General features: G+C 73.7%; 13 protein-coding genes. All 13 read left to right on the forward strand.

The features are described from left to right. The first annotated feature begins 23 nt into the window (after positions 1-23). Positions 24-1547, forward strand: coding sequence for a UDP-N-acetylmuramoyl-L-alanyl-D-glutamate--2,6-diaminopimelate ligase (locus tag Q2K19_RS20170; protein ID WP_446839628.1), 1524 nt, complete (start codon positions 24-26; stop codon positions 1545-1547). Beyond that, on the forward strand, positions 1544-2941 hold the full coding sequence (locus tag Q2K19_RS20175) for a UDP-N-acetylmuramoyl-tripeptide--D-alanyl-D-alanine ligase (protein WP_302762902.1): 1398 nt from the start codon (positions 1544-1546) through the stop codon (positions 2939-2941). The genes Q2K19_RS20170 and Q2K19_RS20175 overlap by 4 nt, the downstream gene beginning before the upstream one ends. Then, the gene (gene mraY, locus Q2K19_RS20180; RefSeq protein ID WP_302762904.1) at positions 2938-4062 is read left to right on the forward strand and encodes a phospho-N-acetylmuramoyl-pentapeptide-transferase; all 1125 of its coding nucleotides are present in this window, start codon (positions 2938-2940) and stop codon (positions 4060-4062) included. Before Q2K19_RS20175 ends, mraY begins: the two co-directional genes overlap by 4 nt. A gap of 198 nt (positions 4063-4260) precedes the next feature. Next, positions 4261-5721, forward strand: a complete 1461-nt coding sequence (locus Q2K19_RS20185) for an FtsW/RodA/SpoVE family cell cycle protein (protein WP_302772662.1) — start codon at positions 4261-4263, stop codon at positions 5719-5721. Then, entirely contained in the window at positions 5721-6827 is a 1107-nt protein-coding gene (gene murG, locus Q2K19_RS20190) for an undecaprenyldiphospho-muramoylpentapeptide beta-N-acetylglucosaminyltransferase (RefSeq protein WP_302762906.1), read from the forward strand. The genes Q2K19_RS20185 and murG overlap by 1 nt, the downstream gene beginning before the upstream one ends. 31 nt (positions 6828-6858) lie before the next feature. Further along, positions 6859-8337 carry a UDP-N-acetylmuramate--L-alanine ligase gene (gene murC, locus Q2K19_RS20195; protein WP_302762908.1) on the forward strand — a complete coding sequence of 493 codons (1479 nt, stop codon included), beginning with the start codon at positions 6859-6861 and terminating at the stop codon, positions 8335-8337. Beyond that, positions 8334-9152 (forward strand): cell division protein FtsQ/DivIB, encoded by an 819-nt coding sequence (locus Q2K19_RS20200; RefSeq protein ID WP_302762909.1) that lies wholly within the window; start codon positions 8334-8336, stop codon positions 9150-9152. The genes murC and Q2K19_RS20200 overlap by 4 nt, the downstream gene beginning before the upstream one ends. 239 nt (positions 9153-9391) lie before the next feature. Further along, positions 9392-10507 carry a cell division protein FtsZ gene (gene ftsZ, locus Q2K19_RS20205; protein WP_302762911.1) on the forward strand — a complete coding sequence of 372 codons (1116 nt, stop codon included), beginning with the start codon at positions 9392-9394 and terminating at the stop codon, positions 10505-10507. 9 nt (positions 10508-10516) lie between these two features. Beyond that, positions 10517-11263, forward strand: coding sequence for a YggS family pyridoxal phosphate-dependent enzyme (locus Q2K19_RS20210; protein WP_302762912.1), 747 nt, complete (start codon positions 10517-10519; stop codon positions 11261-11263). Between the two features lie 196 nt (positions 11264-11459). Next, positions 11460-12155 (forward strand): cell division protein SepF, encoded by a 696-nt coding sequence (locus Q2K19_RS20215; protein ID WP_302762914.1) that lies wholly within the window; start codon positions 11460-11462, stop codon positions 12153-12155. A 28-nt stretch (positions 12156-12183) separates the two neighbouring features. After that, on the forward strand, positions 12184-12489 hold the full coding sequence (locus Q2K19_RS20220) for a YggT family protein (RefSeq protein ID WP_302762916.1): 306 nt from the start codon (positions 12184-12186) through the stop codon (positions 12487-12489). 41 nt (positions 12490-12530) lie between these two features. Continuing rightward, entirely contained in the window at positions 12531-13331 is an 801-nt protein-coding gene (locus Q2K19_RS20225; protein ID WP_302762917.1) for a DivIVA domain-containing protein, read from the forward strand. 71 nt (positions 13332-13402) lie between these two features. Beyond that, on the forward strand, positions 13403-14101 hold the full coding sequence (locus tag Q2K19_RS20230; protein ID WP_302762920.1) for a hypothetical protein: 699 nt from the start codon (positions 13403-13405) through the stop codon (positions 14099-14101). Positions 14102-14103: the final 2 nt, after the last annotated feature.

Genomic DNA, 14103 nt, shown 5'->3' on the forward strand with positions numbered 1-14103 from the left:
ACGACCGGGTAGGGTCTGACGCCGTGCCCGGCAATCCACGTCCCCATACCGTGAATCCCGTCCGGCTCGGCGACCTCGCCGCCCGGTTGGCGGTAGTGCCGCCGGAAGAGGCCGCCGAGGTGGCGGCCACCGGGGTGACCCACGCCAGCCAGGAGGTCCGCCCCGGCGACCTGTACGCGGCGCTGCCCGGCGCCCGCCGGCACGGCGCGGAGTTCGCCGCCGGCGCGGCCGAGGCCGGCGCGGTGGCCGTGCTGACCGACCCGGCCGGCGTCGAGCTGGCCGCCGCCGCGGGCCTGCCGACCCTGGTGGTGGACGACCCCCGGGCGGTGCTCGGCGACGTGGCCGCCACCGTCTACGGCGACCCGACCGCCCACCTGACCGTGATCGGGGTGACCGGCACCGCCGGCAAGACCTCCACCAGCTACCTGATCGAGTCCGGGCTGCGCGCCGCCGGGCGCACCACCGGCCTGATCGGCACGGTGGAGACCCGGCTGGGCGACCTGGTGATCGACAGCGTGCGGACCACCCCCGAGGCGACCGACCTGCACGCGATGCTGGCCGTGGCCCGCGAGCGCGGGGTCGACACGGTGGTCATGGAGGTGTCCAGCCACGCCCTGGCCATGGGCCGGGTCGGCGGCGTGCAGTTCACCGTGGGCGGCTACACCAACTTCGGCTCCGACCACCTGGACTTCCACGCGGACGAGGCGGACTACTTCGCGGCCAAGGCGAAGCTCTTCGACGGGCGCTGCCAGGTCGAGATCCTCAACCACGACGACCCCGCCCTGGAGCCGCTGCGGAAGCCGGCCACGGTGACCTACTCGGCGGCCGGCGACCCGGCCGCCACCTGGTGGGCCGACGGCATCGACGGCGAGGGGTACGCCCAGCGCTTCACCCTGCACGGCCCGGACGGGCTGACCGTGCCCACCGCCGTGGCGCTGCCCGGCCGGCACAACGTGGCCAACGCGCTGCTCGCCGTCGCCGCCCTGGTGGCCGCCGGGGTCGACCCGGCCACCGCGGTGGCCGGGGTGGCCGGCTGCGGCGGGGTGCCGGGGCGGCTGGAGCTGGTCAGCGGCGACGCGCCGGTCCGCGGCGTGGTCGACTACGCGCACAAGGCGAACGCCATCGAGGCGGTCCTGGCCGCCCTGCGGAACCTGACCACCGGCCGGCTGATCTGCGTCCTCGGCGCCGGCGGCGACCGGGACCGGGGCAAGCGCCCGGTGATGGGCGCCGCCGCGGCGGTGGGGGCCGACGTGGTGCTGGTGACCGACGACAACCCGCGCTCCGAGGACCCGACCGCGATCCGGGCCGAGGTGCTGGCCGGCGCGTACGCGGCGAACGCCGCCGCGCGGATCATCGAGGCGCCCGGCCGGCGGGCCGCGATCGAGGAGGCGGTCCGGTTGGCCGAACCGGGTGACGTGGTGGCGGTGCTGGGCAAGGGCCAGGAACGCGGCCAGGAGATCAACGGCGAGGTGCTGCCGTTCGACGACCGGGTGGAGCTGGCGGAGGCGCTGCGTGCCCGCTTCGGCGACCTGGTGGGGCGGCGATGATCCCGCTGAGCCTGGCCGAGGTGGCCGCGGCCGTCGACGGGCGGCTGGTCGCCGCCGATCCGGCCGCCCGGATCACCGGCACCGTCGAGTTCGACTCGCGCAAGGTCACCCCCGGCGGGCTCTTCGTCGCCTTCCCCGGCGAGAAGGTCGACGGGCACGACTACGCCGCCGGCGCTGTGGAGTCCGGGGCGGTGGCCGTGCTCGGCACCCGCGAGGTGCCCGGCGTGCCGATGGTGCTGGTCGCTGACGCGCTCGACGCGATGGGCCGGCTGGCCCGCACGGTGGTCGACCGGCTGCCCGGGCTGACCGTGATCGGGCTGACCGGCTCCTCCGGCAAGACCACGACCAAGGACCTGATCGCCCAGCTCGCCGTGCGGCTCGGCCCGACCGTGGCGCCGCCCGGCTCGTTCAACAACGAGCTGGGGCACCCGTACACCGCGCTGCAGGCCGGCCCGGAGACCCGCTACCTGGTGATGGAGAAGGGCGCCCGCGGGGTGGGGCACGTGCGCTACCTGTGCGACGTGGTGCCGCCGCGGGTCTCGGTGGTGCTCAACGTCGGCGTGGCGCACATCGGCGAGTTCGGCTCGGTGGAGACCATCGCGCTGGCCAAGGGGGAGCTGGTCGAGGCGCTGCCGGCCGACGGGCTGGCCGTGCTGAACGCCGACGACCCGCTGGTCGACGCGATGGCGTCCCGCACCGAGGCGCGGGTGATCCGGTACGGCGAGTCCGAGCGGGCCGACGTGCGCGCCGTGGACGTGACGGTGGACGAGCGGGGGCGGCCGTCGTACACCCTGGTCACCCCGGAGGGGAGCGCGCCGGTGCGGCTCGGGCTGACCGGGCGGCACCAGGTCTCCAACTCGCTGGCCGCCGCGGCGGTCGCCCGCGAGCTGGGGATGCCGCTGGCCGAGCTGGCGCCCGCGCTGGGCGAGCTGGGCCTGGTCTCCACCCGGCGGATGGACGTCTTCGAGCGCTCCGACGGGGTCACTGTGATCGACGACTCGTACAACGCCAACCCGGCCTCGACCGGCGTGGCGCTGCGGGCGCTTGCGAGCATGCGCGGTCGGGGGCGTACCGTCGCGGTGCTCGGCTACATGGCCGAGTTGGGCGACTTCGAACGGGAGGGGCACCAGCAGGTCGGCCGGCTCGCGGCCGAGCTGGGGATCGACCGGCTGCTCGTGGTGGGCGAGCCGGCGGCGCCGATCCACGAAGGCGCGACAGCGGTAGGCAACTGGGGAGGAGAGTCGGTGCTGGTCACCGATCAGGCGGCGGCCGTCGAGCTGCTGCGGAGTGAGCTACGTCCGGGTGACGTGGTGCTGGTGAAGGGCTCCCGGTACCGCACCTGGGAGGTGGCCGACGCGCTGCGCGAGGCCACCGGGGAGCAGGTCACCTCATGAGGGCGGTGATCGTCGCCATCGGGGTCGCCTTCCTCATCTCGCTGTTCTGCACCCCGATCGCGATCAAGGTGTTCACCCGGCTCAAGGCCGGGCAGCCGATCCGCGCCGAGGGCCCGGCCATGCACCAGGGCAAGAAGGGCACGCCGACGATGGGCGGCGTGGTCTTCATCCTGGCCACGGTGATCGCGTACGTCGCCGGCCACCTGGCCCTGACCACCCTGCCCGACGCGCAGATCGCCCAGGTCGAGCCGACCATCACCGCGCTGGTGCTGCTGGGGCTGATGGTGTTCTCCGGCGCGGTCGGCTTCATCGACGACTTCCTCAAGGTCCGCAAGCGGCACAGCGGCGGTCTGAACAAGCGGGGCAAGCTCGCCGGCCAGATCCTGGTCGGCGCGATCTTCGGCATCGTCGCGCTCTACTTCCCGAGCACCATGCGGGACGTCAGCGGCAACCGGACCAACGCCGAGACCGTCGGCAGCACCACATTGAGCTTCATCCGGGACATCCCGGCGCTGGAGATCGGCAAGGTCGGCGCGGTGATCGTCATCATCATGGTGGTGATGGCGGCGACCAACGGCGTCAACCTCACCGACGGCCTGGACGGCCTGGCCACCGGCGCCTCGGTGATGGTGCTCGCCGCCTACGGGCTGATCGCCTTCTGGCAGTACCGGCACTGGTGCGCCGACCCGAACTACACCGAGGCGTACTGCTACACCGTCCGGGACCCGTTGGAGATCGCGCTGATCGCCGGGGCGGCGGCCGGGGCCTGCGTCGGCTTCCTCTGGTGGAACACCTCACCGGCCCGGATCTTCATGGGCGACACCGGCGCGCTCGGCCTGGGCGGCCTGATCGCCGGCATGGCGATGTCCACCCGGACCATCCTGCTGCTGCCGATCCTCGGCGCGCTCTTCGTGATCATCACGATGTCCGTGGTGATCCAGATCATCTCGTTCCGGACCACCGGCAAACGGGTGTTCCGGATGTCGCCGCTGCAGCACCACTTCGAGCTGGCCGGCTGGAGCGAGGTCAACATCGTGGTCCGGTTCTGGATCATCGCCGGTATCGGCGTGGCCATCGCGCTCGGCCTGTTCTACAGCGAGTTCCTCGCCGCGGTCACCTGACCGACGGCGTCCGTTCCGTGACGGAGGGGCACCCGGGCGCCGGCCGGGGCCCCTCCGTTCGCGTTCCGACACGCCGACCGTCCGGTTGCGCCACGGGCGGGCGCGTCGAGCCACCATGATGGGCACGTGGGGGAGGGACGAGACACCGAGGTCATCACCGACACGCCGGCCGCCCGGGCGCCCGCCGCGACCCGGCCGGTGGACCCGCCGGCACCGCTGCTCGCGCTGGACGCGGCCGGCGGGCTGGCCGCGCTGCGCGGCCTGCTGGCGCGGCCGCTGGCCTCCTACTATCTGCTGCTCTCCAGCGCCGGCCTGCTGCTGTTGATCGGCCTGACCATGGTCTTCTCGGCGACCAGCGTGAAGGACTACGCCGACCAGGGCGACGCCTCCGCTTCGCTGGTCAAGCAGACGATCTTCGCGGTGATCGGCATCGTGGCGTTCTGGGCCTGCCAGCGGCTGCCCGCCCGCACGTTCCGGGCGGTGGCCCGGCCCTTCCTCGGCGTCGCCGTGGTGCTGCTCCTGGTCCTCAACCTGCTGGTCGCCCTGGAGGCGCTGTTGCGGGTCCCGGCGATCGGTCCGCTCAAGGCCGAGCTGCTCTGGCTCTACCTCGGCCCGATCTCGGTGCAGCCGGTCGAGGTGGCCAAGTTCGCGCTGGTGCTGTGGGGCGCCCACGTGCTGGCCCGCAAGGGGGCCGCGCTGGGCTGGTGGAAGGAGCTGGCCACCCCGCTCTTCCCGGTGGTCGGCCTGCTCTTCGTGCTGGTCGGCTACAACGACCTGGGCAGCATGCTCTGCCTGCTGGCGCTGGTGGTCGGCATGCTCTGGGCCGCCGGTGTGCGGCTGCGGGTGTTCGCCGCGCTCTCCGCGGTCGGCCTGGTCGGGGTCGGCCTGCTGGTCGCCGCCGCGTCGCTCGGCGCCGGTTCCGGCTCGCGCGACGCCGCCAACTACCGGCTGACCCGACTCACCTCGTTCCTCGACCCGCCCGATCCGAAGACCTGCTTCCAGGAGCAGTTGGAGGGCTGCTACCAGCTCGTCCAGGCCCGCTACGCGGTGGAGCACGGCGGCTGGTTCGGCGTGGGCCTGGGCAAGAGCAGCCTCAAGTTCGGCTGGCTGCCCGAGGCGCACAACGACTTCATCTTCGCGATCATCGCCGAGGAGTTGGGCGTGGTCGGCTGCACCGTGGTGCTGGTCCTCTTCGCCGTGCTGGCGTACACCGGGCTGCGGATCGCCCGCCGGGTGGAGGATCCGTTCCGGCGGCTCGCCGCCGCGGGCGTGACCGCCTGGCTGGTCGGTCAGGCCGTCATCAACATCGGTGGGGTCACCGGGCTGATGCCGCTCACCGGCGTGCCGCTGCCGTTCATCTCCGACGGCGGCAGCGCCCTGGTGGTGACCCTGGCCGCGGTCGGCATGCTCGCCTCCTTCGCCCGGGCCGAGCCGGACGCGGCCCGAGCCCTGCATGCCCGTCCGCCGGCCCAGTGGGTCCGACTACTCTGGGCCCCGTTGCCGCCGCTTCCCGGGCGGCGCCGCCGACCGGCGTCGCCACCGGAGGACCGTGGGTCCGTGCCCCGGTCCCGGACGCGGCGGGAGGACGACCAGGCCGCAGCGCGCGGCGCCCGGCCGGGCCGGACGCGCGCCGGCACGGCGAGCGAGAGGAGACGCTGATGGGTCCGCTGCGTTCGGTGGTGCTCTGCGGAGGGGGTACGGGTGGGCACATCTACCCGTTGCTCGCCTTCGCCGACTGCCTGCGCCGTCACGACCCCGGCGTCCGGATCACCTGCCTGGGCACACCGAAGGGGCTGGAGAACGAGCTGATCCCGCCGGCCGGCTACGACCTGCGCCAGATCCCGGCCTACCAGCTGCCCCGCTCGATCAACATGAGCCTGGTCCGCACCCCGGACCGGATGTGGAAGGCGGCCCGCGCGGCGGGCAAGGTGATCGACGAGGTGCAGGCCGACGTCGTGATCGGCTTCGGCGGGTACGTCTCGGTGCCCGGCTACCTCGCCGCGTGGCGGCGCGAGCTGCCGATCGTCATCCACGAGGTGAACGTGCCGCCGGGCGTGGCCAACCGGCTCGGGATGAAGTTCACCAAGAACATCGCGGTGGGCTTCCCGCACCAGCCGATGCAGGCCGAGTCGCTGCGCGACGCCCGGGTGGTCGGGGTGCCGCTGCGCCGCGGGATCGCCGGGCTCGACCGGGCGGCCATGCGCAACGCCGCCCGGGCCCACTTCGGGCTCCGCCCCGACCTGCCGGTGCTCTTCGTCGCCGGCGGCTCGCAGGGCGCCCGCTCGATCAACCTGGCGGTCGCCGGGGCGGCCAAGGAACTGGCCCGCAACGGCGTGCAGGTGCTGCACGTGATCGGCGCCCGCAACGAGGCGGTCTCCGTCCCCACCGACCTGCCGGTGCCGTACGTGACCCTGCCCTACCTGTCCGAGATGGAGCTGGGGTACGCCGCCGCCGACCTGATGCTGGGCCGGGGCGGGGCGATGACCTGCGCCGAGGTGGCCGCGATCGGCCTGCCCACCATCTACGTGCCGTACCCGCACAGCAACCAGGAGCAGAAGCGCAACGCCCTGCCCGTGGTGGAGGCCGGGGGTGGGCTGCTCGTCGACGACGCCGAGGTGACCCCGGACTGGCTGGAGCGGACCGTCATCCCGCTGATCCGGGACCCGCAGCGGCTCGCCGCGATGGGCGCCGCCGCGGCCGCGTACGGGCGGCGCGACGGCGACGTCGCCCTGCTGAACTTCGTCTACGAGGCGGTGAGCCGCTGATGCCGGCCGCCGCGACGGGAAGGTACCGCTCATGAACACCGCGCAGTTCACCCCCGCCGGCACGATGACCGCGGAGGACCTGGGCCGGATCCACCTGATCGGGGTGGGCGGCGTCGGCATGAGCGGCCTGGCCCGGCTCTTCCTCACCCGGGGCCTGCCGGTCTCCGGCAGCGAGCTGCGGGAGTGGCCGTCCCTGGCCGGCCTGCGGGCGCTCGGCGGCACCATCCACATGAGCCACGAGGCGGCCAACCTCGACGGGGTGGACACCGTGGTCTACTCCTCGGCCATCCCACAGGACCACCTGGAGATGGCCGAGGCGCGCCGGCGCGGCCTGCGCGTGCTGCACCGGTCCGAGGCCCTCGCCGCCGCGATGACCGGCCGGCGGACGGTGGCGGTCGCCGGCACCCACGGCAAGACCACCACCACCTCGATGGTCACCATGGTGCTCCAGCAGGCCGGCACCGACCCGTCCTTCGTGATCGGCGGGGAGATCTCCGAGGTCGGCTCCGGCGCGCATCACGGCACCGGCGAGCACTTCGTGGTCGAGGCGGACGAGAGCGACCGTTCCTTCCTCATCTACCGCCCGTACGTCTCGATCATCACCAACATCGAGGCGGACCACCTCAACACGTACGGCGACCTGGCGAACCTGGAGGCGACCTTCGCCGAGTTCGCCCGGCTCACCGACCCCGAGGGCTTCGTCATCACGTGCGCCGACGACGCCGGCGGGCGGCGGCTGGCCGAGGCGCTGCGCGCCGAGGGGCGCCGGGTCTGGACGTACGGCGAGTCGCCCGACGCCGACCTGCGGATGAGCGACGTGACCTCCTCCGCCCAGGGCGTGCGCTACCTCGCCGAGGTGGAGGGCCGGTCGCTGGGCGAGATCCGGCTGCCGGTGCCCGGGCGACACATGGCGCTCAACAGCGCGGCGGCGGTGCTCGCCGCGTACCTGCTGGGGCTGCCGGTCACGGCGGCCGAGGCGGCGCTCGGCGCGTTCCCCGGGGTGCGGCGGCGCTTCGAGCGCAAGGGGGTGGCGGACGGCGTGCTGGTCTACGACGAGTACGCGTACCACCCGACCTCGATGACGCTGGCCCTGCAGACGCTGCGCGAGGTGGCCGGCGAGGGCCGGCTGATCGTGGTGTTCCAGCCGTACCGGCTCTACCGCACCCGCGATCTCCAGGCGGAGATCGCCGCCGCCCTGGCCATTGCCGACGAGCTGGTGCTGCTGGAGGTCTTCGGCCCGGGCGAGCTGCGCCAGCCCGGCGAGGGCTCGGCCGCGCTGATCGAGGCGGTGGCGCTGCCGGCGGACCGGAAGGTCTTCGTCGAGGCGTGGGACGACGTGCCGGCCGAGGTGGCCCGCCGGGCCCGCCCGGGGGACGTGGTGGTGACCATGGGCGCCCCGCCCATCTCGCTGATGGGCGACCAGTTGATCGACGCCCTGCTGGCCCGGACCGGTGGCGCGGCGATCGGCACCGGCGTCGGCCCGGACGGCGCGGCGGCCACGGCCGGATGAGCCCCGGCCCGGCCCGTGGCCGGACCCCCGGTCAGGACGGCGGGGCCGGCCGGCGCAACCCGGTCCGGCAGTGGCAGCTGGTCCGGGCCGGCGCCGACGCCGTACCCCCCTCCACCCGGCGGTTCATGGCCCGGGCCCGGCAGCGCCGGATGCGCGCGGCGCTGCCCTGGGCGGTCGCCGCCGCCGTGCTCGCGGTCGCCGGGCTGGTCGCCTGGACGCTGCTCGGCACCGGCCTGTTCGGGGTCCGGGAGGTGCGGGTGGTCGGCGCCAGGCTGGTCACCCCGGTCGAGGTACGCGACGCCGCGGCCGTCCCGGACGACGCGCCGCTGGCCCGGGTCGACCTCGCGGCGACCGCCCGCCGGGTCGGCGCCCTCGCCCCGGTGCAACGGGCCACGGTGGAGCGGGACTGGCCGGGGACGCTGGTGATCCGGGTGGTGGAGCGGACCCCGGTGGCGGCGGTGCCGCAGGGGGACCGGTTCGCGGTCATCGACGGCACGGGTGTGGTCTTCCGGGACCTGCCCCGGGCCCCGGACGGGTTGCCGGTGATCCGGGTCGGCAAGCCGGCGCCGGACGACCCGGGCACCCGGGCGGGCCTGGACGTGCTCGCCGCCCTCAGCCCGCGGCTGCGCGCCGAGCTGGTCTCGGTGGACGTGGCCGGGTTGGCCCGGATCACCCTGCGCCTGCGGGAGGGCCGGACGGTGTTCTGGGGGGACGCGACCCGGGGGCCGGACAAGTCCAAGGTGGCCACCGCCCTGCTCGGTCGGAAGGCCGACACGATCGACGTCAGCGCCCCGGACGTGGTCACTTACCAGTGACCGGCCACTCAGCCGGCGTGAGCCGGCCCGCTCCGGACGGCGACACGCCGGAAAGGTCCTTGGCTCATCGCGCGGCGGCGCTTACGTTGCCCCGAAGAGATCAGTGGTTGACATAGCTCTAAGCCTCTAGTAGAGGGTGAGGGTTTCAATCGTCGTCCTCAGTGGGAAATGCTCCGCCGCTGGTCCGGCCAAGCCGTGTGGGGTCGGCCCATGCCAATCTCGAAGGGAAAGGACCGGAGATGACACCTCCGCACAACTACCTGGCGGTCATCAAGGTCGTCGGCATCGGTGGCGGCGGCGTCAACGCCGTCAACCGGATGATCGAGGTTGGGCTCAAGGGCGTCGAGTTCATCGCGATCAACACCGACGCCCAGGCGCTGCTGATGAGTGACGCCGACGTCAAGCTCGACGTCGGCCGGGAGCTGACCCGGGGGCTGGGCGCCGGTGCCAATCCGGACGTCGGGAAGAACGCCGCCGAGGACCATCGCGACGAGATCGAGGAGGTGCTCAAGGGCGCCGACATGGTCTTCGTGACCTGCGGCGAGGGCGGCGGCACCGGCACCGGCGGGGCGCCGGTGGTGGCGAACATCGCCCGCAAGCTTGGCGCCCTCACCATCGGCGTGGTCACCCGACCGTTCTCCTTCGAGGGCAAGCGCCGCCAGGTGCAGGCGGAGGCCGGCATCGAGGAGCTGCGCAACCAGTGCGACACGCTGATCGTGATCCCGAACGACCGGCTGCTCGCGCTCGGCGACCGCAACATCTCCATGATGGACGCGTTCCGCACCGCCGACCAGGTGCTCCTCTCCGGTGTCCAGGGCATCACCGACCTGATCACCACGCCGGGTCTGATCAACCTGGACTTCGCCGACGTCAAGAGCGTGATGAGCGGCGCGGGCAGCGCGCTGATGGGCATCGGCAGCGCCCGGGGCGAGAACCGCGCCGTGGAGGCGGCCGAGGCGGCCATCTCCAGCCCGCTGCTGGAGCAGAGCATGGACGGCGCGCGCGGCGTGCTGCTCTCCATCGCCGGCGGCTCCGACCTGGGCCTGTTCGAGATCAACGACGCCGCGCAGCTGGTCACCGACGCGGCTCACCCGGAGGCCAACATCATCTTCGGTGCGGTCATCGACGACGCGCTCGGCGACGAGGTCCGGGTGACCGTGATCGCGGCGGGCTTCGACGGGGGCATGCCGGCGTACAAGGCGGCCGATGCGCCCCGCAAGAGCAACCAGAACCAGCCGGCGCAGCCGAATCCGCCGGTCGCTCCGCCGACCACCATGCCGGCTCCGCAGCAGTCGCCGCGCCGGGTGCTCTTCGACGACGTCGACGTGCCCGACTTCCTCAAGAACGGGTCCTGAGCCGCGCCGATGACGGAGACACCAGCCACGGTGCGACCCGACCGTCGCGCCGAGCTCGCGGCCGGGCTGGCCCGGGTCCGCGCCCGGATCGCGGACGCCTGCGCGGCCGCCGGGCGGGACCGGGGCGAGGTCACCCTGGTCGCGGTGACCAAGACCTACCCGGCCGGCGACGTGGTGGCCCTCGCCGGGCTCGGCGTGACCGACGTCGGGGAGAACCGGGACCAGGAGGCGGCCCCTAAGGCCGCCGACGTGGCGGCCGCCGGGGTGACGCCGCGCTGGCACTTCATCGGCCAGCTGCAACGCAACAAGTGCCGTTCGGTGGTCCGGTACGCCGACGTGGTCCAGTCGGTCGACAGCGTCCGGCTGGCCGGCGCCCTCGACGCCGCCGCGGCGGCCGGCCGGGACCGGCCGCTGGACGTGCTGGTGCAGGTGAGCATCGACGGCGACCCGGCGCGGGGTGGGGCGCTGCCCGACTCGGCGGACCCGGAACGCGGCCTCGACCCGGTGGCCGAGGCGGTGGCCGGGGCCGGGGCGCTGCGGCTGGCCGGCCTGATGGCGGTGGCGCCGCTGGGCTGGGCGCCGGAGCGGGCCTTCGCTCGGCTGGCCGAGGTGGCGGAGCGATTCCGCGGCCGGCATCCGGAGGCGACGGTGTTGTCGGCCGGCATGAGTGGCGATCTGGAAATTGCGATCGGGTACGGCGCGACACATGTCCGCGTCGGCAGCGCGTTGCTCGGAATGCGTCCCACGCTGCGGTAGCCTGACTGCGAAAGAAGCAAATTACATCAGTGTTGTTCAGGAACGGCGTTCCCGTAGCCGGGGGCCGTGGCGGGCGGATCGCGAATCGCTCGCCAGGGGATTGCCGATCCGGTCCGGTGGGCACTTCATGGTCCACTCGTGATCAAGCGACACGGCACGGGGGCGCGTGCCGCACGGCGGACGGAAGGGCGCGGGGATGGGTGCACTGCGCAAGGCGGGGGTCTGGCTCGGACTCGTCGAGGAGGATGACGAGCGGGCCTACGACGACGGTGGCTACGACAAGGGTGGCTACCGGGACTCGCGTTACCGGTCGAGCCGGTACGCGGAGGAGTTCGCCGACGACGAGGACGAGGAGTCCGAGGAGCCGCCGGCGACCCGGGGCCGGGTCGGCGACCGGGGTCGGCTGAGCGAGCGCGGCGCGAGCCGCGCCGTCGACACCGAGCGGGCCGAGGTCGAGCGTCCGGAGCGGACGGAGCGGTCCAGCGTCCGGTCCATCACCCGGTCCGGAGCCGGGGAGACCTCCGGGGCGCTGACCTACCACACCCGGGACAACCTCGCCCTCGCGCCGCAGGTGCAGCCGCGGGAGCGGGCGGTGGCCGCCGAGGACGAGCAGCGCTACCAGATCACCACGCTGCACCCGACCACCTACCGCGAGGCGCGCACCATCGGTGAGCACTTCCGCGACGGGGTGCCGGTGATCATCAACCTCACCGAGATGGACGAGGCGGACGCCCGCCGGCTGGTGGACTTCGCCGCCGGGCTCGCGTTCGGGCTGCGCGGTACGATCGAGCGCGTGACCAACCGGGTGTTCCTGCTCTCACCGGCCAATGTCCAGGTCACCGCGGAGGACAAGGCCAAGATCGCTGAGGGCGGCTTTTTCAGCCTGAGCTAGCCCGCAAGACCGAGGGGCGTCGCCTGCCGTGTTGTCGATCCTGTTCCAGGTGCTGTACCTGCTGCTGTACCTGTTCCTGCTTGTGCTGTTGGCCCGATTTGTCCTCAGCGCCGTTCTGGCCTACGGTCGCCGCTGGCAACCGGGGCGCGGAGCGTCGGCCGGACTGGAATTGGTGTGGAGCGTCACTGATCCGCCCCTGCGCGCGTTGAGGCGTGTGATCCCACCACTGCGAATTGGTAGCGTGAGCGTCGACCTGGCCTCTCTTGTGCTCCTGGTTATCCTGTTCGTGCTGATGGAGTTCGTGTTAGGGCGCCTGATCTCGGCTTTCGCCTGACCAGAGTGCTTTCGCGGCCGCAACTGACCCGAGGAGTTTCGATGCCGCTGACCCCGGCCGACGTTCACAACGTCGCCTTCAAAAAGCCGCCGATCGGCAAGCGGGGGTATGACGAGGAGGAGGTCGACGCCTTCCTGGACGAGGTCGAGCGCGAGCTCGCCCGTCTGATCGAGGAGAACAACGAGCTGCGCGCCCAGGTGGAGCGCGGGGGTCGGGGCGGCGCTCCCGCCGGCCCGGGCGGCGACGCCCGCCTCGCGGCGGAGCTCAACGACGTCAAGGCCCAGCTCGACCGCGTGCAGCGCGACAAGGCGGCCGCCGACCAGGCGGCCCGCGCCATGCAGGCCGAGCTGGAGCAGGTCCGCGCCCAGGGCGGCCCGGCCGCCGGCGCGGACGGCGAGCAGCAGGCGCTGCGGGTGCTCATGATGGCCCAGCGCACCGCCGACGACCACGTGTCGGACGCCCGCCGCGAGGCCGACCAGCTGCTCTCCGAGGCCCGTTCCAAGGCCGAGGAGGTCACCCGCGAGGCCCGCGCCAAGGCCGACGCCCTGGAGCGGGACGCCCGCCAGCGGCACCAGGAGGCCATGGGCGGCCTGGACGCCAAGCGCACCGCGCTGCAGAAGCACATCGAGGAGCTCAAGCAGTTCGAGCGCGAGTACCGCACCCGCCTCAAGGCCTACCTGGAGAGCCAACTGCGCGACCTCGACGGTCGCGGCCAGGGCCTGGAGGCCGAGATGAACCGCGAGGGCACTCGGGCCGCCGGCGGCAGCAACGGCCTCGCCGCCGCCAGCCTCGCCGGCTCCTACGGCGGCGGCCGCGCGGGCTCGCTCGAGTCCGGCCGCTGAGCCCGCCGCCGGCGATCGTCCCCGGACGGCCGCCGGCAGCGCAGACCGACACGACGCGGCGGGGGTGAGCCGTGATAGCCGCGAGCATCGTGCTCATCCTCGTCGCGGTCGTGCTCCTCGTGGCCGGGCTGGCCGGTGGGTCCAGCCCGCTGCTGATCACCTCGATCGCGGCCAGCCTGCTGGCCGCCGTGGCCCTCGTCGCGGGCGCCCGCCAGGCGGCCGCCGCCCGGACCACGGCGGACCGGACCGACCGGTCGCGCACCCGCACCGAGCCCGGCGGCCCGGCGTACGGCCCGCCGCTCGCCGAGCCGGAGATCCCGGTCCAGCACGTTCCGTCGACGGTCGGCACCGGCGCACCCGGGTGGCGGCAACCACCCGAGCCGCCGGTGGCCGACCCGGCGTCCTCGCCGCGTGAGCCGGGCGTGGCGGACCCCTACCTGCCCCCGGGCCCGCGCGAGCCACTCCCCGAGGACGCCGTCCGGGACGCCCCGGCGCCCACCTCGCAGGCCGCCGAGGGGCCGTTCGACGGCGACCCGTCCGCGCAGTCCCTGTCCCCGGCGCAGGCCGCCCGGCTGTCCCGCCTCGACGACGAGGTCCGGGTCGTCGACGGGCAGCCCCGCTTCCACCTGGCCGACTGCCCCCACCTGGTGGGCCGGGACGACGAGCCGCTGCCCGTCGCCGAGGCGGTCGAACTCGGCTTCAGCCCGTGCGGCCGCTGCGCCCCGGCCACCGCCCTGCTCGCCGACCCGCCGCCCGGCCGAACGTGGTGACC

It is taken from the genome of Micromonospora sp. NBRC 110009, assembly GCF_030518795.1.
Taxonomy (GTDB): Bacteria; Actinomycetota; Actinomycetes; order Mycobacteriales; family Micromonosporaceae; genus Micromonospora.

Coding starts and splice junctions, on each gene's coding strand:
- Q2K19_RS20175 (WP_302762902.1), top strand. CDS start 1,544: ATGATCCCGCTGAGCCTGGCCGAGGTGGCCGCGGCCGTCGACGGGCGG.
- mraY (WP_302762904.1), top strand. CDS start 2,938: ATGAGGGCGGTGATCGTCGCCATCGGGGTCGCCTTCCTCATCTCGCTG.
- murG (WP_302762906.1), top strand. CDS start 5,721: ATGGGTCCGCTGCGTTCGGTGGTGCTCTGCGGAGGGGGTACGGGTGGG.
- murC (WP_302762908.1), top strand. CDS start 6,859: ATGAACACCGCGCAGTTCACCCCCGCCGGCACGATGACCGCGGAGGAC.
- Q2K19_RS20200 (WP_302762909.1), top strand. CDS start 8,334: ATGAGCCCCGGCCCGGCCCGTGGCCGGACCCCCGGTCAGGACGGCGGG.
- ftsZ (WP_302762911.1), top strand. CDS start 9,392: ATGACACCTCCGCACAACTACCTGGCGGTCATCAAGGTCGTCGGCATC.
- Q2K19_RS20210 (WP_302762912.1), top strand. CDS start 10,517: ATGACGGAGACACCAGCCACGGTGCGACCCGACCGTCGCGCCGAGCTC.
- Q2K19_RS20215 (WP_302762914.1), top strand. CDS start 11,460: ATGGGTGCACTGCGCAAGGCGGGGGTCTGGCTCGGACTCGTCGAGGAG.
- Q2K19_RS20225 (WP_302762917.1), top strand. CDS start 12,531: ATGCCGCTGACCCCGGCCGACGTTCACAACGTCGCCTTCAAAAAGCCG.